This window comes from Pseudomonas syringae (genome assembly GCF_021605415.1).
Taxonomy (GTDB): domain Bacteria; phylum Pseudomonadota; class Gammaproteobacteria; order Pseudomonadales; family Pseudomonadaceae; genus Aquipseudomonas; species Aquipseudomonas syringae_S.
The window spans coordinates 16,246-35,086 of record NZ_WKEQ01000037.1 but is presented as its reverse complement, the minus strand read 5'-3'; the positions used below and the strand labels follow the sequence as shown (position 1 = coordinate 35,086).

At 59.2% G+C, this 18,841-nt stretch carries 16 protein-coding genes; 7 read left to right on the top strand and 9 right to left on the bottom strand.

The genetic code is table 11. The features are described 5' to 3' along the window. Positions 1–17: 17 nt before the first annotated feature. The 5 genes from GIW69_RS21750 to GIW69_RS21730 form a co-directional block, all read right to left on the bottom strand. Positions 18–1,406 (bottom strand): DUF1329 domain-containing protein, encoded by a 1,389-nt coding sequence (locus GIW69_RS21750; protein ID WP_236484838.1) that lies wholly within the window; start codon positions 1,404–1,406, stop codon positions 18–20. Between the two features lie 12 nt (positions 1,407–1,418). Continuing rightward, positions 1,419–3,116: a DUF1302 domain-containing protein gene (locus GIW69_RS21745; protein ID WP_236484837.1), complete on the bottom strand. Its 1,698-nt coding sequence runs from the start codon at positions 3,114–3,116 to the stop codon at positions 1,419–1,421. Between the two features lie 58 nt (positions 3,117–3,174). After that, entirely contained in the window at positions 3,175–4,299 is a 1,125-nt protein-coding gene (locus GIW69_RS21740) for an FAD-dependent oxidoreductase (RefSeq protein ID WP_236484836.1), read from the bottom strand. A gap of 85 nt (positions 4,300–4,384) precedes the next feature. Next, entirely contained in the window at positions 4,385–4,795 is a 411-nt protein-coding gene (locus GIW69_RS21735) for a Rieske 2Fe-2S domain-containing protein (RefSeq protein ID WP_236484835.1), read from the bottom strand. Positions 4,796–4,798: 3 nt separating this feature from the next. Then, positions 4,799–5,740, bottom strand: coding sequence for a VOC family protein (locus GIW69_RS21730; RefSeq protein ID WP_236484834.1), 942 nt, complete (start codon positions 5,738–5,740; stop codon positions 4,799–4,801). Positions 5,741–6,031: 291 nt separating this feature from the next. On the opposite strand from GIW69_RS21730, the gene GIW69_RS21725 reads away from it, so the two are divergent. The 4 genes from GIW69_RS21725 to GIW69_RS21710 all read left to right on the top strand — a co-directional run bounded on the left by GIW69_RS21725 (position 6,032) and on the right by GIW69_RS21710 (position 10,647). Next, positions 6,032–6,994: a LysR family transcriptional regulator gene (locus GIW69_RS21725; protein ID WP_236484833.1), complete on the top strand. Its 963-nt coding sequence runs from the start codon at positions 6,032–6,034 to the stop codon at positions 6,992–6,994. 58 nt (positions 6,995–7,052) lie between these two features. Next, positions 7,053–8,210 (top strand): prolyl oligopeptidase family serine peptidase, encoded by a 1,158-nt coding sequence (locus GIW69_RS21720; protein ID WP_236484832.1) that lies wholly within the window; start codon positions 7,053–7,055, stop codon positions 8,208–8,210. Positions 8,211–8,839: 629 nt separating this feature from the next. Beyond that, positions 8,840–10,189 carry an amidohydrolase family protein gene (locus tag GIW69_RS21715; protein ID WP_236484831.1) on the top strand — a complete coding sequence of 450 codons (1,350 nt, stop codon included), beginning with the start codon at positions 8,840–8,842 and terminating at the stop codon, positions 10,187–10,189. 11 nt (positions 10,190–10,200) lie between these two features. After that, on the top strand, positions 10,201–10,647 hold the full coding sequence (locus tag GIW69_RS21710) for a heme-binding protein (RefSeq protein ID WP_236484830.1): 447 nt from the start codon (positions 10,201–10,203) through the stop codon (positions 10,645–10,647). Here GIW69_RS21710 and GIW69_RS21705 read toward each other — a convergent pair. After that, complete coding sequence (locus GIW69_RS21705) at positions 10,632–11,567, bottom strand: LysR family transcriptional regulator (RefSeq protein WP_236484829.1); 936 nt, start codon at positions 11,565–11,567, stop codon at positions 10,632–10,634. The genes GIW69_RS21710 and GIW69_RS21705 overlap by 16 nt on opposite strands. Positions 11,568–11,852: 285 nt before the next feature. Between GIW69_RS21705 and proP the strand changes: the two genes are divergently transcribed. Beyond that, positions 11,853–13,352 carry a glycine betaine/L-proline transporter ProP gene (gene proP / locus GIW69_RS21700; RefSeq protein ID WP_236484828.1) on the top strand — a complete coding sequence of 500 codons (1,500 nt, stop codon included), beginning with the start codon at positions 11,853–11,855 and terminating at the stop codon, positions 13,350–13,352. Between the two features lie 54 nt (positions 13,353–13,406). On the opposite strand, the gene GIW69_RS21695 is transcribed toward proP, so the two are convergent. Then, positions 13,407–14,333 carry a Gfo/Idh/MocA family protein gene (locus GIW69_RS21695; protein ID WP_236484827.1) on the bottom strand — a complete coding sequence of 309 codons (927 nt, stop codon included), beginning with the start codon at positions 14,331–14,333 and terminating at the stop codon, positions 13,407–13,409. Positions 14,334–14,487: 154 nt separating this feature from the next. Beyond that, positions 14,488–14,952, bottom strand: coding sequence for a nuclear transport factor 2 family protein (locus GIW69_RS21690; protein ID WP_236484826.1), 465 nt, complete (start codon positions 14,950–14,952; stop codon positions 14,488–14,490). A gap of 100 nt (positions 14,953–15,052) precedes the next feature. On the opposite strand from GIW69_RS21690, the gene GIW69_RS21685 reads away from it, so the two are divergent. Beyond that, positions 15,053–15,478 carry a winged helix-turn-helix transcriptional regulator gene (locus GIW69_RS21685; RefSeq protein ID WP_236484825.1) on the top strand — a complete coding sequence of 142 codons (426 nt, stop codon included), beginning with the start codon at positions 15,053–15,055 and terminating at the stop codon, positions 15,476–15,478. 19 nt (positions 15,479–15,497) lie between these two features. On the opposite strand, the gene GIW69_RS21680 is transcribed toward GIW69_RS21685, so the two are convergent. Continuing rightward, a complete protein-coding gene (locus GIW69_RS21680) occupies positions 15,498–17,600 on the bottom strand; it encodes a TonB-dependent siderophore receptor (RefSeq protein WP_236484824.1) in 2,103 nt (700 codons plus the stop codon). Positions 17,601–17,910: 310 nt separating this feature from the next. On the opposite strand from GIW69_RS21680, the gene yghU reads away from it, so the two are divergent. After that, the gene (yghU, locus tag GIW69_RS21675; protein ID WP_236484823.1) at positions 17,911–18,750 is read left to right on the top strand and encodes a glutathione-dependent disulfide-bond oxidoreductase; all 840 of its coding nucleotides are present in this window, start codon (positions 17,911–17,913) and stop codon (positions 18,748–18,750) included. The last annotated feature ends 91 nt before the right edge of the window (positions 18,751–18,841 follow it).

Genomic DNA, 18,841 nt, shown 5'->3' with positions numbered 1-18,841 from the left:
GCGATCCCGTTCTCGACTCAACGAACCCCGGCACCGGCCATCGCCGCCGGGGAAAATTCCGAAGCCTTGTAGCGATCGACCAGGCCGTACTGCTCAGGCAGTCCGGTGTAGACGTTCTGGATGAACCAGGCGCCGGAGGTCAGGTCATAGAAGCCCGAAGACAGTTGCGCCTGGGCAGGCAGATCCGGCAGCACCGCTGGCAGCGACCACAGGGTTTTGGCCAGTTGGCCGTTGGCGTCCCAGCGATCGCCGAGCATGGCTTGCCAGGTGTCTTCGTCGAGGTAGTAGCGGCCCTTCGGCAATTGATGACGCTTGCCCGGCGCCAGTTCGGCGTCGACCACCCAGACCCGGTGCAATTCCCAGCGCACGTAGTCAGGGTTCATGTGATGGGCGAGAAACAAATCCTCAGGCTTGGCGGCGGTCTGCACTTTGTTGGTGTTGTACGGAATGTACATTTCCTGCTTGCCGACCAGTTTCCAGTTGAAACGATCCATGCGGCCCTGGAACACACTCAGTTCATCGAACGACATGACCCCGGCGGTTGCCGGCGTCGGTGTGTCGCAGCAAGCGTTTGGCAATTTGCGCACGCGGCGTTGTCCGGTCAGGTAGACGTGCGCCTGGGACTGGTCACCGTTGATGTTGGTACGGCCCATGATCTGCTCGCCGGCACGCAGCGGCGGCCCGACATTGAGCAGACGGAACAGCCAGTAATCCCCGGCAAAAGATTCCGGCGTGCCTTCCTGGTAGTAATACGGCATTTCCTGGATGGCTCGGCCGTCGGTGGTCATCACCTGTTTGCCGTCGGCGGTCATCAGATAATGCCGAAAATGCATCGACACAGACGTCCCACGCCAGTTGAGCACGTGGTTCCACATGGCTTCGGCGCCGTTTTTCGGGATCGGAAACGGAATGCCGCCAAACGCGCCTTCCGGCACCGGACCGGCGCTGCTGTCGACCAGTTTGGCGCGGGTGGCGTTCTTCAGGGTGTTGTCATAAACCCATTGCGGCGCGGCAGCGCTACGGCGTGTCGGGTAGACATCGATGCGATAGGTGTCGGGGAAACGCTTGAACATTTCCTTGGTGCCGTCGGTGAGTTTGCCGGCGTACTGCGCGAGATTTTTCGAGGTGATGCTGAACAGCGGCTTGTCCGCTGCAAAAGGGTCGCTGCGTTTTCCACCCTCCTTGAATCCGGCATCAACCTTGGTGTAACCACCGTCCCAGGCCGGAATCGAGCCGTCGGCATTGCCCGCGCGCTCGGCACCGAAGGGCGTCAGCGACGTGTTCAGTTTCGCCGCTTCGTCAGCCGTAGCCGCCGCTGCGCCGTGACTCAACACCACCAGGCTACCGAGCAGCGCGAAGCACAAGGCTTTGAGTGTGAACGCCGCATCTTTATTGTTAGGGGTCATGCGCAAGTCCTCTTAAAACGTGGTCTTGACGGAGAAGGCCAGGTAATCCCGGTCTTTCAGCGATTGCTGGAAATTGAATTGGCTGGTCGCGTTGAGGTTGGTGTTTTCAGGGCCGTAGTAATGCGTATAGGTCAGGCCGGCGGTCACGCGATCGAGGTAGGTCGCGGTGATGCCGATGTTCATGTCGCCGCCGTTATCCGGGCCGAACGAACTGACCACCGCCGACTTGCCGAGCGGGAAGTAGCTGAAACCCACCGGAATGCTGATATCGACGCCGGGGAAAAACTGCCGATAGGTCGGGGTGTAAACCACCTTGAAGCCGAGGCCGTCATCGGTCGCGCCAGGATCGAGCGCGGCACGGTTTTTGGTGACGTTAAGCAGACGGTTCCAGGCGATCTCACCGACGAACCCGGATTCCCTGGCAATGAAGTTCGGCCCGAACGAAGCAATCACATTGAGGTTGATGTGCGCCGTGCGACCGACCGCATAAAGTGCGTCATCGTCGTTATCCGCCTCGACACCTGGCAGCACCGTGACGCCGTTGGACACCAGTGGCATGTTCCAGCGCATCGAGGCTTCACCGGCGAAGCTGTAGGCATCCACCGTGGTGGAGAAACTGGCGCCGAATGCGCGGATGTCTTCGGGGTAAACCCAGTAGTAATCGCCGATCTGGCCGGTGCTGAAATTCGGTGCGCCGGCCGACGGCTTCAGATAAAGCTTGGGTGTCTTGTCGTGATACTGGATGGCGTAGAGACCATATTCCACGGTTTCTGCGCTGTATTTCAGTTGCAGGCCGCCCTGCCCCGAATCCCTGGCGTCTTTGTCTTTGCCATGGAAAAACGCCGCCGGGCTGCTGGCGTTGCCACCCAGGAACGCCGGGAAAGGCGCGCCGACGATCAGGCGTTCGTTGCCCTCACCGATGGTGTCGCTGGTGGAGAAATAACTGCCCGCACCCGGCAAGCGGGTTTCTTCCCATTCGAGCTGGTAGAACGCCCCGATGGAAACATCGTCGGTCACCTGAAACGTGCCCGACAGTTGATTGACCGGCCGGGTGATTTCCTTGAACTGCGTGTTGGGCACCGACTGCGCCTTGACCACGTCGACCGGCGCCATGCCGCCGGCAATACCATTGGCGCCAAAGAACAGGCTTTCGCCCCAGATCAGGCCATGACGCCCGGCCCGCACGGAAGTGGCGCGCTCGGCAACCTCACCGTTCCAGTACACAAAGGCGTCGAGCAGTTCGCCATCGCCGCCGTGCAAGTGGCGGGTGTCGTCGGTGAATTCGTCGTAGCCGACTGACCGTGCGTTGGCGCGGCTCGGGTCATTATTGTCGTTGTCGTTCTGGTATTCAGTGTCGTACCACGCGGCGCCACTCAGGCGTGCACCGACGCTTTTGAACGACATGTCCAGTTCGGAGAGGATGTCCATGCGGTTGGAAATCAGGCCTTTCGCAAAGGCGCGATCACCGTCGTCCTGGTTCAGCGCGACCTGGCCCCGCGTCAGTTTGTGGCTGGGATTCTCGGTTCGCCATGCGGCGCTGTACTTCACCGTGTTGTCCCAGCGCAGGTTGAAATCGGGATTGCCGGTATCGATCTGAAAAGCCTGCGCAGCCTGGCTGCACAGCACCAATGCCGCCGCCAGACTCAAACCGCAGGGTGCAGACAGGCGAACCGGGCGGCGCGCAAGCGTCGCAGTCGTTGAGCTAACCATCGCGTTAACCTCTTGTTTTTATAGTGGTAACTGCTGTGGGAATTGCTGTGGTATGGCGTTAGATGGGTTCGGCGGTGCGCGCCAGCATCTGCTTGACCAGACCGATACGGTCGAAGTCGCGGTCGTGCTGCATTTCCTTTTCGCCGGCCAGCACCGAGCTTTCGCTGATGAACTTGCACCGCGCAAAACGCCGTTCCATGAAGCGTTCGAGTTGCTGTTCAACGCTGCCGTCAGTGGTGAGTTCTTCACTGAGCACGATGGCATCTTCAATCGCCATGCCGGCGCCCTGCCCCAGGTGCGGCGTGGTGGCGTGGGCGGCATCGCCGATCAACAGGACGCGCCCGCGATGCCAGGGTTCGTCGACAAAAATCACTTCCATCGGCTTGTAGACGACCTGGCTGCTGTCGGTGATTTGCTCGCGCAATTCGCCGATCAAGCTGGTAAAGCTCTGCAGGCGCTGGCGCATCTGCTCGGCCATCGTGGCGGGATCCATCCACGGATTGGTCGGTTCATGGGAGGTCAGGAACATGTACATCAGGTCGCCGGCCAGTGGCACCAGCCCGGCATTGCCTTCGGCGCTCTGATAGTTGGCGAGGTGATCGATCTGCGCGGCGCGCGGGAAGTTGTAACGCCAAACCGATTGGCCGGTGAAGCGCGGCTGGTAAGTGTCGCCGAACAGCAGTTCGCGCACTTTGGAGAACAATCCATCGGCGCCGACCACCAAGTCATAGCGGCCGTTGCTGCCGTCGGTGAATACCACGTCGACGTTGTCACCCTGGTCGTTCAGCGCTTCGACACTGAGGCCGAGGCGCACTTTGGCGCCCAGCTCGATCGCCGTAGAACTGAGCACATTGTGCAGAGCCAGCCGCGAAATGCCGACGTTCGCCGGGTACTCGGAGCCCGCCAGACGCTGGCCCGGAATGCGCGCCAGTTGCTGGCCGCCGGGGCCGTAAATGGCGACGTCTTCAAAGGCGTACGCCGCATCGAGATAGCCGTCGAGCACGCCCAGCTTGGCCATTTCGCGCACCACGTTGCTCTGCTGGATAATCCCGACGCCGTACACCGTCCACTGCGACTTGAGTTCGATCAGATCAACCTCAATGCCTTTGCGGCGCAGCGCAATGGCTGCACACAGACCACCAATACCACCGCCCACGATCAGAACGTTGTTCACTGCACTCATGGCAATCTCGCTTCTTATTCTTGTGATTCGATGCAGCGCAGGGCTGCGTCGTTGGGTTGAGCTTCAGGGCAAACCAGGGATTTGACTAATCGCGAACAGGGATGCGATGTATCGCCAACCGCGATACCTCGTTTTGTCCGCAAATCTCTCCCTCGACGAGCATTTTCAGCACCATGCAGCCATCCTTCTGAAACCAGTCGAGCGCCTCCAGCCTCTGGCCGAGGCACGGGCCGTAGACGCATTCGCCGGTCGCGGGCAAGAACTGCGCACCGTGGGCGTAACAGACGATCAACTGGCCATCGGCCGACAGAAAACGGTCTTTGCGATACTCCAGGCGCACGTCCAGGTGCGGGCAACTGTTGCGATAAACCCGCACCTGCCCCTGGTGCATCAGCGCGAAGACACTGTCTTTGCCACGCTGTTGCGGATCAAATCCGCGTGCCTGGCCTTCGACCAATTCTTCAAGCCGACACAGGTAAAACTGCTGCTCGACCATGGTTCAGCCGAGCTTCGGCGGTGGGCCGCCCGGCGCCCATTTAGCTTTCGAATTGAACAGGAACAGCTGCGAGTTATCCGCCGACAATGGCGCACGTCGCGCCTCCCAGGCGTCATCGTGCTTGTCCATGTCGGCGTCGTATTCGATGTGGCAACCCAGCGGGCTGTTGAAGTACCAGAACCAGTTGGAACCGAAGAGATGACGACCCGGCCCCCAGAAACTGGTCCAGCCTTGCTGCTCGAAACGCGTGCCCGCCAGCAACACTTCCGTGCCGCTGCCCATGTGGAATGTGAAGTGCTCGCAGCCCTTCATGTGTGGCGGCGTCTGGATCATGAACAGGCAGTGATGGTCATCCGAACCCGCCGGACGCATGAACGGCCCGGCGCCGATGAAGGTGTCAGTGGTTCTGAAACCCAGGCGTTCGGCATAGAACGCCTCGGCCTTCGCCGCATCCGGCACGAAATACACTACGTGCGACAAGGTGCGTGGCAATGCGCGCATGTCCAGGCTGATACCTGGTTGGTTGAGCGGACGTTGCGGCGGATTGCCGGCGGCGTTGGTCAGGTCATCCGGTGCGCTGTAGGGCTTGCGCACGGTGACCTGGAAAGCAATCGCAAACCCCATGTCGTCGACGCTGTGCAACACGCCGTCGGCATCGCGGGTCACCGGCCGATCACGCGCCAGTTCGTCTTCGATCGCATCCAGATCCGCCGCGCCGGCCACGCCGTAGACGGTTTCACGAATCGATGGCGCCGGGCCGATGGCGGCGGGCAAGCTCGCATCATCGGCGCGGCGGATAATCACGGCGGTGCCGTCCAGTGCTTCAAAACGTCCGCCATTGCTGTCGACGGCAACCGGGTCGAGGCCGTAGTCACGCAGGCAATCGGTACAGGCTTGAATGTCATCGACGCCAAAGATCAGGGCATCAAGGCCAATGATGTTCATGGCTACCACTCCATTGAAATTATGATTGTGGAGACTGCTGCCAAAGGCTGTTCAGGCGAACAAGCCGTGCTTGGAATCCGGTGGTGGTGTCGGCTGCAAGCCCGACTGCTGCGAAGGTTGACCCGTGATCAGGCAACTGACTAATCGCGTGTCGGGATGCGACCTATCGGCGAATGCGATACCTGGATGGCTCACGCAGGTGGCTGATAAAAGCGATTAACGGGAGGGTTGACGCGGCGATGTATTCGTCCGAATGTATCGCGAAAATAAATATAAAAACGGACGTGGCCTATGCGGTTCAATCATCTGGATCTCAATCTGTTGGTGGCGCTCGATGTGCTGCTTGAAGAGCAGAACATCACCCGCGCCGCCGAACGCCTGCATATGACGCAATCGGCCACCAGCGGCGTTCTCAGCCGACTGCGCACTTATTTCGAAGATGAATTGCTCGTCCAGGTCGGCCGCAAAATGCAGCCCACTCCCTATGCGGTGGAACTCAGCGAGCCGGTGCGCGAAGTGCTGTTGACGATCAAGTCCTCGATCACTGCCAAGCCGGTTTTTTCCCCGGCAGCCAGCAAGCGGCATTTTCGCCTGGTGACGTCGGATTACCTCATCAGCGTGCTGTTCGCTCAGGTGATCCAGAAAATTCATCAGGAAGCGCCGAACATCACGTTCGAGATGCTCGGACCCAGTGACAATTCCGGCGAATTGCTGATACGCGGCGAGGTCGACCTGATGATCGTGCCGGAGCGCTACATCATCGAAGGGCACCCGTCCGAACTGCTCTTTGAAGAAGACCACGTGTGCGTGGTGTGGCAGGGCAACACCCAGGTCGGTGACAGCCTGACCCTTGAGCAGTACATGGAAATGGGCCACGTCTCGGTCGGGTTCGGGCGCAGCCGGCACATGAGTATTGAAGAGTGGTTCATGAACCAGTACGGCTTCAATCGCCGACTGGAAGTCATCACCAATGACTTCAATACCCTGCCCCAACTGATCGTCGGCACCCAACGCATCGCCACCATGCACCAACGGCTGGCGCGCCTCTACGCCGAATATCTGCCGCTGCGTATCCTGCCGCCGCCGGTCAAAATCCCGGTGATGCGCGAATACATGCTGTGGCACCGCAGCGTCGATGGCGACCCTATGCACCGCTGGTTTCGCGAGCGCATCAGCGAATTCATCCAGCATCTGGAACAGGATGCTATCGCCGCTCGCGATACCTCCCATCCCGCGTCACGATTGGCCAAATAGTCGGGCGGTCCTTAACGTGCCTTGCAATCGCAAGGCAACCACAAGGATAAAAATAATCATGTTCCGTTATTTCCCGACCAACTACGTGTGGAATCTTTCCGTAGACCTCGCCATCGAAATGGGCGCCCGCATGGGTGAAATCGAAGAGATGTGCGCCCCTTTGCAAGAGGCCGCCAAGCAGCCTGACGCTGCGGGCAGCAAAGCCTTCCGCGAGACCTGGGCGAGGATGGCCGACAAGCTTTGCGGCTTGGCCGAGGAAGATGAAGGCAACGGCAGATTGCTTTCCGCCGGCGAAAAATATAATCGAGCCGCCACGTATTACCTGACTTGCGAACGCCTCCAGGCCCATGGCGCTGCGGGGCGTACCGAGCTGTATCAACGTTTTTTGCAGACTTTCAAACGCGGTATCGAGCTGTCGCGGGAAAACTGTGAGCGGGTAGAAATACCTTATGAAGGCAAACACATTTCCGGCCTGCTGGTGCGTGCCGAAGGCGTGAGCGGCCCTGCGCCGCTGCTGGTTCAGGTCAACGGCCTGGATTCGACCAAAGAAATGAAATACCGCGTCGGCCTGCCTGCATGGTTGGCGAAACGCGGCGTGTCATCGCTAATCATCGATCAGCCCGGAACCGGCGAAGCTCTGCGCCTGCACAATTTAATCGCCCGTTATGACAGCGAGCATTGGGCCAGTCGCGTGGTCGACTGGCTGGAAACCCGTAGCGATGTCGACGCTAAACGTATTGGCCTCGAAGGCGTTTCCCTCGGCGGTTATTACTGCCCACGCGCCGTGGCCTTCGAACCGCGTTTTGCCTGCGGTGTCGTCTGGGGCGCGAACCACGACTGGCGCGATGTGCAGAAACGTCGAATGGAAAAAGAAGGCAGCTTCCCGGTACCGCATTACTGGTCTCATGTCAGCTGGGTGTGGGGCGCGAAAGACATCGACGATTTCATGGCCATCGCCGAAAACGTACACCTGGACGGCGTGCTGGATCGGATCAAAGTGCCGTTCCTGGTCACCCATGGCGAAAAGGATTCGCAAATCCCGTTGAAGTGGGCACACCGCACCTATGAGCAACTGATCAACAGCCCGAAACGTGAACTGAAAATATTCACCGAGCGCGAAGGTGGCGTACAGCATTCCAGCTTCGATAACAGCATCAACGCCGGCCACTACATCGCCGACTGGATCGCCGAAACCCTGGGCGGCCGCACTGTCTGATCCGCAAGCACCAACACACACTGCGGCAGCTCCATGGGAAGTGGATATTGCCGCCAGTGATTGGTTGCCTGTCGGGCCGCCATCGCTGGCAAGCCAGGCTCCCACAGGGACTTGTGGCAGGTCGCGAAAATCTGGATCCATCACCGGAATTTGTGAGCTGCCGCAGGCTGCGATCTTTTGATGTTGCTTTTTAACGGCAGAATCAAAAGATCGCAGGCTTCGGCAGCGCCTGCATTGACCTTGATTTGATCAAGCCATCCGAGCCAGCGCCGATCCTGACTCAGCCCGACGCACGCGTCGCATGAAACGAACTGATCTGCCAGCCCCGAACGCCACGCACCCACACCTGCGTGGCAAAGCCCTCGCCACTAAACGCCTGATCACCGCCGCGGATGAGCGCGCACTCTAAGTGTCCGCTACCCACACTAAAAAATCGCCGTTGACGATGCCACCCATCGCTACTCGCGATACCAGGTCGATACGCTGCGCTTGGTTTGCACCCCCCCGCCGTTACTGACTATTTGCACCTATTGACGCCATCAATACGCGAGCATCGATGCAATCTGTTGGTGCCGCCCTCGCCCGCTCCCTAGCCTCGCTTTGCACAACAATCACAAAGCGAAAATGCCATGAGCGCCCTGCACCTGAAATGCCAGACCTTGTTCGACGGCACCGGACTCGAAACCCGCCAACAACAGACACTGATTGTCGAAAACGGCGTGCTGACTTACGTCGGTTCAAGCGCCTTGGCACCCGCACCCCGGCCAGGCGATACGCAGGTGGACGCTGGCGACAACTTCGTGATGCCGGGGCTGGTGGATGTGCACACCCACTTGGCGTTCGGTAACGCTCAAAGCGAAGAAGACATTGATCTGTGGACCAGCGACGAATTTCGCGCACTGCGCGGCATGTTCTTCGCGCAACACGTATTGGCCGCCGGCGTGACCAGCATGGTCTGCCCCGGTGACAGCGGACAACTCAGCATCGCCGTACGCAATGCCGTCGCGGCAGGCTTGTTCGAAGGCCCGCGCGTCGCGGCCAGCAGTCGCGTGATCACCAATCGGCAGAGCCTCAACGATTGGTTCCCGAGCCGGGTGGGCGCCCCGGAATACTTCACCGCGCAACTGGTCACCAGCCGCAGCGACGCGCTGGCGGAAATCCGTAAACAGGCCAAGGATGGCGTCGACTTGATCAAGATCGCCATGGACGGCACTCATCGCCGCCCGAATGGCGAAATCATTGCCGCATTCACCGCCGATGAAACCTTCGAAATGGTCGAGGAAGCGCATCGCCTGGGCTGCAAAGTCGCGACACATGCCTATGGACGAGAGGCGGTGATGTACGCAGCGCGCGCCGGTGTCGATCTGGTGTTCCACGCTTTTTATATGGACGACGCCTGTATCGAAGCGTTGCTTGAAGCCGGCAGCATCCTCGCCCCGACCATGACTTTTCCGCAAAACACCGTGGATTTTTGCCAGCCCCACGATCCGGCGATCAGCACCGGTTACGCCGGTTACTGCGCTCGTACCCTGGAAGTCGGCTCAGCCGTACTCAAACGCGCCAAGGCTGCCGGCGTGCCTTTTGCCTGCGGCAGCGACAGCGGTTTTGCGGTGACACCCTACGGCGAGTGGCACGCCCGGGAGCTGGAACTGTTGGTCACGCGTCTCGACTTCACCCCGGCCGAAGCGCTGTATGCCGCGACCAACGTCGGCGCGCGCTGCATGCCACGCGGTGAGAACCTTGGCTCGCTGCAAGTGGGCAAACACGCGGACTTCCTTTTGCTCGACGGTTCACCGCTGGATGACATTCGCATCCTCCAGGATCGTTCGCGCCTCAAAGCCGTGTACAAGGCCGGTCATCCGGTGCGTATGGATCGCAACCCCTACAACCCTAAACAAGTCTCCGATTTCAACTCGCTGAAATGGACTGATCTTTACACCCGAGACCGCGTTGCCCAACTGGGCAAGTGGGCCGTATGAGGACAGATACCGTGAATCAACTTGACCTGCTGACCGCTACAAACATGGCGAGCGATGCCATCCGCATCGCCCGCGAATCCGGGGGCAAACCTCTGGGCGTCGCCGTGCTGGATGCCGCCGGCCATCCACTGGCGATCCTGCGTGATGAGCAGGCTACTTTCCTGCGCCCACAGATCGCCACCGGTAAAGCTCGCGGTTGCTTGGGCATGGGGTTCGGTGGCCGTGAACTGGCGCGGCGCGCGCAGGCGATGCCGGGGTTTTTCGATGCCATCAACAGCTTGACCGGCGGCGAAGTCATTCCGGTGGCGGGAGGCGTGTTGATCCGTAATGCCGAGGGGCTGATCCTCGGCGCCATCGGCATCAGCGGCGACACCTCGGACAACGACGAACGCTGCGCCATGCAAGCCATTACCCAGGCAGGATTGGTCGCTGACAACGGTGATCAGGCGCCAGGCTGATCGAGCAGTGCGGCCTGCGCCAGCAGCAGGCCGCGAAACCACTGCATGGCCGGGTCGTGCTCTTGATAAGGATGCCATTGCAGAACTTGAACGGCCTCGGGAAAAGCCAGTGGCGCCGGGTGAATACGCAACGGATAACGTTGCGCGAAACGCTGCGCCTGACGATGAAAAACAGTGGCGATGCGCGCGGTGCCGACAATGAACTCCGGCATCAGCACAAAGCTTTCAACGGCCACCGCCACTTGCCGCTCCATTCCCAACTCGTGCAGGTGCACCGCATCCATCGCCAGATTTCGCCCGTCGGCAAACTCGCGCACCACGTGCTCGGCGGCGCAATAGTCGGCCAGACTCAAGCGCTCGGCAAACTGAGACTGCTGCGCGCAGACGATGCAACAGAGCCGGTCGCTCATCAACGGCACATGCGGATAGGCGGGGTTCAAGCGACGTTGCGGCACGATCACACAATCACTGCGGCGATAATCGAGCGCTTCGCTGACAACGTCGCCATCACGCGCAACAGGCATGTCGCGCAGACTCAAACGCACACCGGGGGCCACGCTGGCCAGTTCACGACTGACGGCTGGAAACAGCACGCCGGCGACGTAATCGGATGCAACAACAGTGATAGACCGCTTGCAGGTCGCCGGATCGAAATCCAGCGGTGTGTCAACGATTTCCCGCGTCAACGCGAGGGCTTCGCGCACTTTGGGCAGCAATTGCAGACCTAATGCCGTCGGCTCCAGACGCCGTCCGACCTGAACCAGCAAGGGATCGTTGAAATGTTCGCGCAAGCGTCCCAGCGCAGAACTGGTGGCCGACTGCCCAAGGCAAAGCTTTTCAGCGGCGCGACTGACGCTGCATTCACTCAACAAGGCATCGAGCGCCACCAGCAAATTCAGGTCAAGACGTCGATAACGCATGCTGTTTCCGTTGCTGGAGAAGGATTGTGTTCGCTGTAGAACAGGGTCGAGCACAACCATAATCAGCCAGCCATGCAAGCGACCAATCGCATAACGCGCTAGGACATATCGCGCCCCGTGATAGTCCGTTAGCGAGCCGGACAGTGCTGAGCGCGTGGGCTATTTGGCTCGAAAACGAAAAATATCGGCCAGCGGTGAATTATTTTGTGTCTTCTTGTATCTGAAAGGAAAGAGTGTGTGCCACCAAAACAATGGCATGGAATCCGGTCTGTAACGAGAAATCGCATGAAATCACGAAAAAATGTCAGTCCTATCGGACTGAAAGACATCACCATTGTCGACGACGCCAAGATGCGTAAAGCGATCACTGCCGCTGCGCTGGGCAATGCGATGGAATGGTTCGACTTTGGTGTCTACGGCTTCGTCGCCTATGCACTCGGCAAGATCTTTTTCCCGGGCGCCGACCCGAGCGTGCAGATGATCGCGGCGCTGGCGACGTTCTCGGTGCCGTTCCTGATCCGTCCGTTGGGCGGCCTGTTTTTCGGCGCGCTGGGTGACAAGTACGGGCGGCAGAAGGTGCTGGCGGCGACCATCGTGATCATGTCGTTGAGCACGTTTGCCATCGGCTTGATCCCGTCTTATGACTCGATTGGCATCTGGGCGCCGATCCTGCTGTTGCTGGCGAAAATGGCTCAGGGCTTTTCGGTCGGCGGTGAATACACCGGCGCCTCGATCTTCGTCGCGGAGTACGCGCCAGATCGCAAACGCGGCTTCCTCGGCAGTTGGCTCGACTTCGGTTCAATCGCCGGTTTCGTCCTTGGCGCCGGGGTCGTTGTGTTGATTTCCAGCACCATCGGCGAAGAGAAATTCCTCGAATGGGGCTGGCGTCTGCCATTTTTCCTCGCGCTGCCACTGGGCATGATCGGGCTCTATTTGCGCCATGCGCTTGAAGAAACCCCGGCCTTCCAGCAGCACGTCGAAAAACTCGAACAGGGTGATCGCGAGGGGCTGGCCGCCGGCCCGAAAGTATCGTTCAAGGAAGTCGCCACCAAACACTGGCGCAGCCTGATGACTTGCGTCGGCGTGGTTGCAGTGACCAACGTCACCTATTACATGCTGCTGACGTACATGCCGAGTTACCTGTCGCACAACCTGCATTACAGCGAAAACCGTGGCGTGCTGATCATCATCGCGATCATGGTCGGCATGTTGTTCGTCCAGCCGCTGATTGGTTTTGTCAGCGACAAGATCGGTCGCAAACCCTTCATCGTCATCGGCAGTATCGGTCTGTTTCTGTTCGCGATCCCGGCGTTCATGCTGATCAACAGCGGCTCGATCGGCCTGATCTTCTCCGGTTTGCTGATCCTCGCGGTGTTGCTCAACTTCTTTATCGGCGTGATGGCTTCGACCCTGCCGGCCATGTTCCCCACGCACATTCGCTATAGCGCTCTGGCAGCCTCGTTCAACATCTCGGTGCTGATCGCCGGCCTGACGCCGACCGTCGTGGCCTGGTTGGTGGAAAGCACCAACGATCTGTATATGCCGGCGTACTACCTGATGGTCATTGCCGTGGTCGGCCTGGTGACCGGCGTCACCATGAAAGAAACCGCCAACAAACCTCTGCGCGGTGCCGCCCCGGCGGCGTCCGATATCGCCGAAGCGCGCGAACTGCTGAAAGAGCATCACGACAACATCGAACAGAAGATCGAAGACATCGACGCTGAAATTGCCGCACTGGAAGCCAAGCGCAAGGAGCTGGTACAACAGCATCCGCGGATAAATTGAGGCTGTGAAACCACGAAAAACGGCCCTGTGAAGGGCCGCTTTTTGTGGGGCGTATCAATCGTAAAACGGCTCGACTGAAGTCCGGCTGCCGACAAAGAAACTGTCCGCCACCAGCCGCAGCGGTTGCAGATCCAGATCACTGGCCTTGTCGCGAATCAGTTGCTGGAAATGCCGATACACCGCCGCGTACTCGCCCTCCTCCGACACGGCCTGGCGCACGCCATCGATGCTCAACAAGGCGCCGCCGTTGTCCAGGCGCAGCGTGCCTTCCTTGCAGCGAACCTCGATGCTCCAGAGTTCGTCATGACCGTGATCGAAATCGAATTCGGCGCGGATATCGAGGTGATTCGCGTCAGACATTTTGATCGACGCGGCAATCGGTGACTGGCAGTTGCTCGGGACACGCAATTCAGCGGATTCGACAAACAGCGGCAGTGCCAACAGATGGGTCGCTATCGACAAGGCATTGATGCCCGGATCGAACACGCCGAGACCGCCCGGCTGCCAGATCCAAGCCTGGCCGGGGTGCCATTTGCGCACGTCTTCTTTCCAGTCGATCTTCACGCTTTGCAATGCGCGCGAGGCCAGCCAGTCACGGGCGACTTCGATGCCGGGCGCGTAGCGAGAATGCCAGGCAAACAGTCCGCTGACGCCTTGCGCGTGTGCCTGACTTGCCAGCGCCTGGGCTTCACCCAACGTGGCGCACGGTGGTTTCTCGACCAAGACGTGTTTACCGGCGGCCAGTGCTTCTTGCACCAAAGCGTAGCGACCTTGTGGCGGTGTGCAAAACGCGATTGCGTCGACGTGCGGGCCGTTTTCGAGCAGTTCAGTCAGGGATTTGAAATTTTCCACACCCGCGCAGGGCTGGCCTTGGGTCGCCACAGCCACCAACTGGAATGCCGGGTTGGCCTTGATAGCGGGAACATGTTGATCCTGGGCAATCTTGCCGTAGCCCACCAGACCGAGACGGATCGGTTGCATCGATGACTCCTGTTGTTTTTCTTGTCTTGGGAAGCGAACCGGGAGATTACGTTTGTCTGGCGAGGAAGTCATCGGGGACGTGGTACAGAGATGTTGTTTTGCCGCAGCAGGCAACGTTTCCGGTTACCTGCCCGCTCAGTAGCGACTTCGACCGTTAAACGCCCGCGAGCACTTGCGAATCCCCAGAACGCCATACGTTATCGACAGTTACCCGCTGAATCCGCCAGAGATCGCCGTCTCTCGAAAGCTCAACGTCGTAACGGTTTTTCATAAGGTAATGACGTGAGTGATCGCTTTGAGGGACATGCTGCGCCTCCACCAACGCCTCAAGATGCGCCCGGTCACCTTCGACCCTGACCCGAGGATTGCTCACGGAATGCGTCGTATCGATCAGCTTGAGTGAACCGAGCAGCGCGGCAACGATGGTGTCGCGGCCCTCCAGCAGCGGGTATTCAAAACCGGCCTTGGCCGCTGCGGGCCGGATATCGGACACCGCTGTCGCCGTGAACGCGGACGTTAGAAGTTCTGCATCGCGCAGATCGATACCGGCAGCGAAGCGGTACAGCGCTTCCGTGACGGCAAGTTTGTCTGCTGCGCCCGTTGAAGAATTATTAGGCATGGGTAATTCCTGATTTTTGAAAGGAATCACAATGGTATATTTTGGATACCAGATATCAATTACGCACTTTAAAGTCACCAAGTATGTCGGAGGAAACCTTATGCAGGAAACGGACGATCAAATGCCGCCCCAGGACGAACCCCACACTCAAGAAATCAAGGCCGAATGCACCAGTCGTTTCCTTCTGGATCAGATCGCCGATAAATGGTCGGTACTCGCGCTTTCAGCATTGTGTGAGCGTCCGTTGCGTTTCAATGAACTCAAACGCCGCCTGGACGGGATTACCCAAAAATCGCTGACGCAGACCCTTCGACGTCTTGAGCGCAACGGCATTCTTGCCCGTCGCGTCATTCCTTCTTCCCAGATTTCAGTGGAGTACAGCATCACACCGTTGGGGCGGACGCTGGAAAAACCGTTCGAAGCGATTTACCTGTGGACGATCAATCACTTGCCGGACGTCGTGCAGGCGCAGACAGCCTTCGATGCACGCGAGGTCGAGACGTTGGCACAGGCCCAGTCGAACTGAGCCTGGCCGAAAAACGCTGTCAATATTTCCAGGTCAGCGAAGCGACGACATTGCGTGGCGCGCCGTAGCTGGCGGTGGTGGCGCTGTTGTACAGCGACAGCAGGTATTTGCGGTCGGTGACGTTGTTCAGGTTCAGCGACGTGCTCCAGTTACTGTCGATGTCGTAGCTGGCCATCACGTCGACCAGCGCGTAGGCGCTTTGATTGATGGCGCTGTTCGAGTCGTTTTCGACTTTGCTTTGCCAGCTCATACGCGTCCCGATTTTCGCTTGCGGCAGGCTCGGCAGACGGTAAGTGAGCATGCCGCGAACGCTGTGGGTCGGCACGTATTTGCGCGCCCTGTCGCCGTCATCGTTGTCGATGGTGACGTAGGTGTAACCACCGAGCACTTCGAGGCCCGGCAATGCTTCGCCGGACGCTTGCAGTTCGACGCCGTGGCTCTTGTAGTTCATCGGGTTGTAGACGTTTTGGCCGTTGACGGTTTCGGCGAACTCGGCGACGTTGCGCTGATCGGTCTTGAAGGCCGCCGCGGTGACGTTGAGACGCTTGTCCAACAGGCTGCCCTTGATCCCGACTTCGGTGCTTTTGCCTTCGAGCGGATCGAGCAGTTTGCCGTCGGCGCCGAGGTTGTATTGCGGGCTGAAGATCTCGGTCCAACTGGTGTAAACACTCCACTGATCCGTCAGGTCGTAGACCAGGCCGGTGTACGGCGTGACCTTGCCGTGGGCGCGTGTGTAGTAGTCGGCGCCGTAGCTGTCGCCGGTGGCGTCGAGGCTGATCATGCGAGCGCCGGCGATCCAGTGGAGATCGTCCGCCAGGCTGAATCGAGCGCCGGCATAGACGCTTTTTTGCCGATCGGTGAAGTTCTGGGTGTTGGTGTCGCGGGTGAAGTCGAACGATGGATGGGTCACACGCCCAGCCAATACATCGGCAAACGAAACGTTGTAGTAGCCGTCCTCGGCCGCGTCGTATTCCCGAGCTTTCTGATGGGTACGACCGTAAGCGGCACCCACGGTCAACTCGTGCTCGCGACCGAACAGGCTGAACGGCCCTTGCACCTTGGCTTCGCCCAACACCTGGTGGGCCTCGCTGGTGGTGTTGGCGGCAAACACCGAAGCGTCATCGCCGGTGACCTCGGAGACGTAGAACATGTTGGTGTCCTGCTTCTCCTTGATCGCGGTGCCGGTGAGCGTGGCGTTCCAGCCGTTGCCGAAGTCGTGTGTCCATTCAGCAAAGGCGCGCTGTGTCTGTAGATTCCAATAGGTCCACGGCTGGCCGATGCTGGAACTGCGGCTGCCGTAATGGATGGCATTGCCATCGGAATCGACGAGAGGCAGGTTGCCCCACGAGCTGCCGTTGGAGTCGCTGTCGTGTTGGGAGAACCCCACCGTGACAGTGTCGGCATCGGACAGGTCGAACGCCAACAGGCCGGCGGCGACGTTGCGCTCGTGGCTGTAGCGATCCATCCACGAGTTACCCTTGTCGTGGGAATAAATGAAGCGACCGCGCACGTTGCCGGTGTCCGTCAATGGGCCGGATAGATCGACGTCCAGACGACGGCTGTCCCACGAACCGACACGGGTATCGACTTGTGCCTGAAAAGTTTTGGTCGGGCGCTTGCGCACAAAATTGACCGTGGCCGACGGGTTACCCGCCCCGCTCATCAAACCGTTGGCGCCGTGGAGTATGTCGATCTGCTCGAACTCGGCCAGATCCTGATCGCCAATCAGCACGGTGCCCACGAAGGGCATGCCGACGCCGTCGTATTCGAAGGTGTTGATGTCGAAACCGCGCGAGGTGAATTCGGTGCGGTCGGTCTCGGTTTGCTCAACCGTCACCGATGGCGCCGAACGCAAGGCGTCCTTGATGCCGGTGATTTTGAAATCGTCGAGTGCCTGGCGGTTGATTGTGGTGATCGCCTGCGGCGTTTCCTTGTCGGTCAGCCCCAGGCGCGTCGTGCTCGACACCGGGCTGCCCTGATAACCCGCGCTTTCGCCGTTCGCCAAGTCTCTGCTGCCTTCAATTTGGGTGGCCGGTAAGGTCAAGTCGTCTGCGGCATGAACAAAGGACACGGCGCTGCACGCACCGACAAGCAACAGACTGGCTGGGAGGCGATGTTTCAAGGAGGGAATTCCTACGGGTCAAGAGTCAATGTCGGCGTCACATTTGAGAACGCTAATAAGAATCTAACCCAATAACTCGATCGGATTCGAGATTTTTTTTACACTTAGTAACATCTGCCGAAAATACGTAACGTATGAATTACTGATGCAGGCCACGGTTTTAAAGGCCTTTACGGAAAACGGGCGATGGAGTCTCAGCAACGTGAAATCTGAACGTCCGTCCCTCAAGGTGATCTGTTGCATCATGTTCAAGCACATTCTCCATTGCGATCCGACGGGATCACAGCAAGCAAACTGAGAGGTTCGTTTCATGAGCAAAGCGCCCTATGTTCCGCCCAAGGTCTGGAAAAACGACGCCGAATCCGGCGGGCAATTCGCAAGCATCAACCGTCCTACCGCCGGTGCGACCCATGAAAAAGTGCTGCCGGTCGGCAAGCAGCCGCTGCAGCTTTATTCGATGGGGACACCCAACGGCGTGAAGGTGACCATCCTGCTTGAGGAACTGCTGGCGCTCGGGCACGCAGGCGCCGAGTACGACGCCTGGCTGATTCGTATTGGCGACGGTGATCAGTTCGGCAGCGGTTTCGTCGAGATCAATCCCAATTCGAAGATTCCGGCGTTGCTGGATCGCAGCGTGGAACCGGCGCTTCGCGTGTTCGAGTCGGGTTCAATCCTGTTGTATCTGGCGGAAAAATTCGGCGCGTTGTTGCCCGCTGATCTGGCGGGTCGCACCGAAACCCTGAACTGGCTGTTCTGGCAGATGGGTGCAGCGCCCTACCTCGGTGGCGGCTTCGGGCACTTCTATGCCTATGCTCCGGAAAAGCTCGAATACCCGATTAACCGCTTCACGATGGAAGCCAAGCGTCAGCTGGATGTGCTCAATCGGCGTCTTGGCGAAAGTCGCTATCTGGCGGGTGATGAGTACACCATCGCCGACATTGCGGTCTGGCCGTGGTATGGCCAAGTGGTGCGGGACAACGTGTATTCGGCGGCGGAATTTCTTTCGGCACATGAATACACCCACGTGCAACGCTGGGCCGAAGAGCTTGCCAATCGGCCGGCGGTCAAGCGTGGACAGCGAGTCAACAAGACATGGGGAGATGAGGCCGACCAAGTGCCGGAAAGGCATCAAGCCGCCGACCTCGACTGATACCCTGCCCGCACGGGAATCGCCCGTCCCTGTAGGCGCTGCGGAACGCTGCGATCTTTTGACTATTGTCAGGAACGCGGAGCGTCCCGGA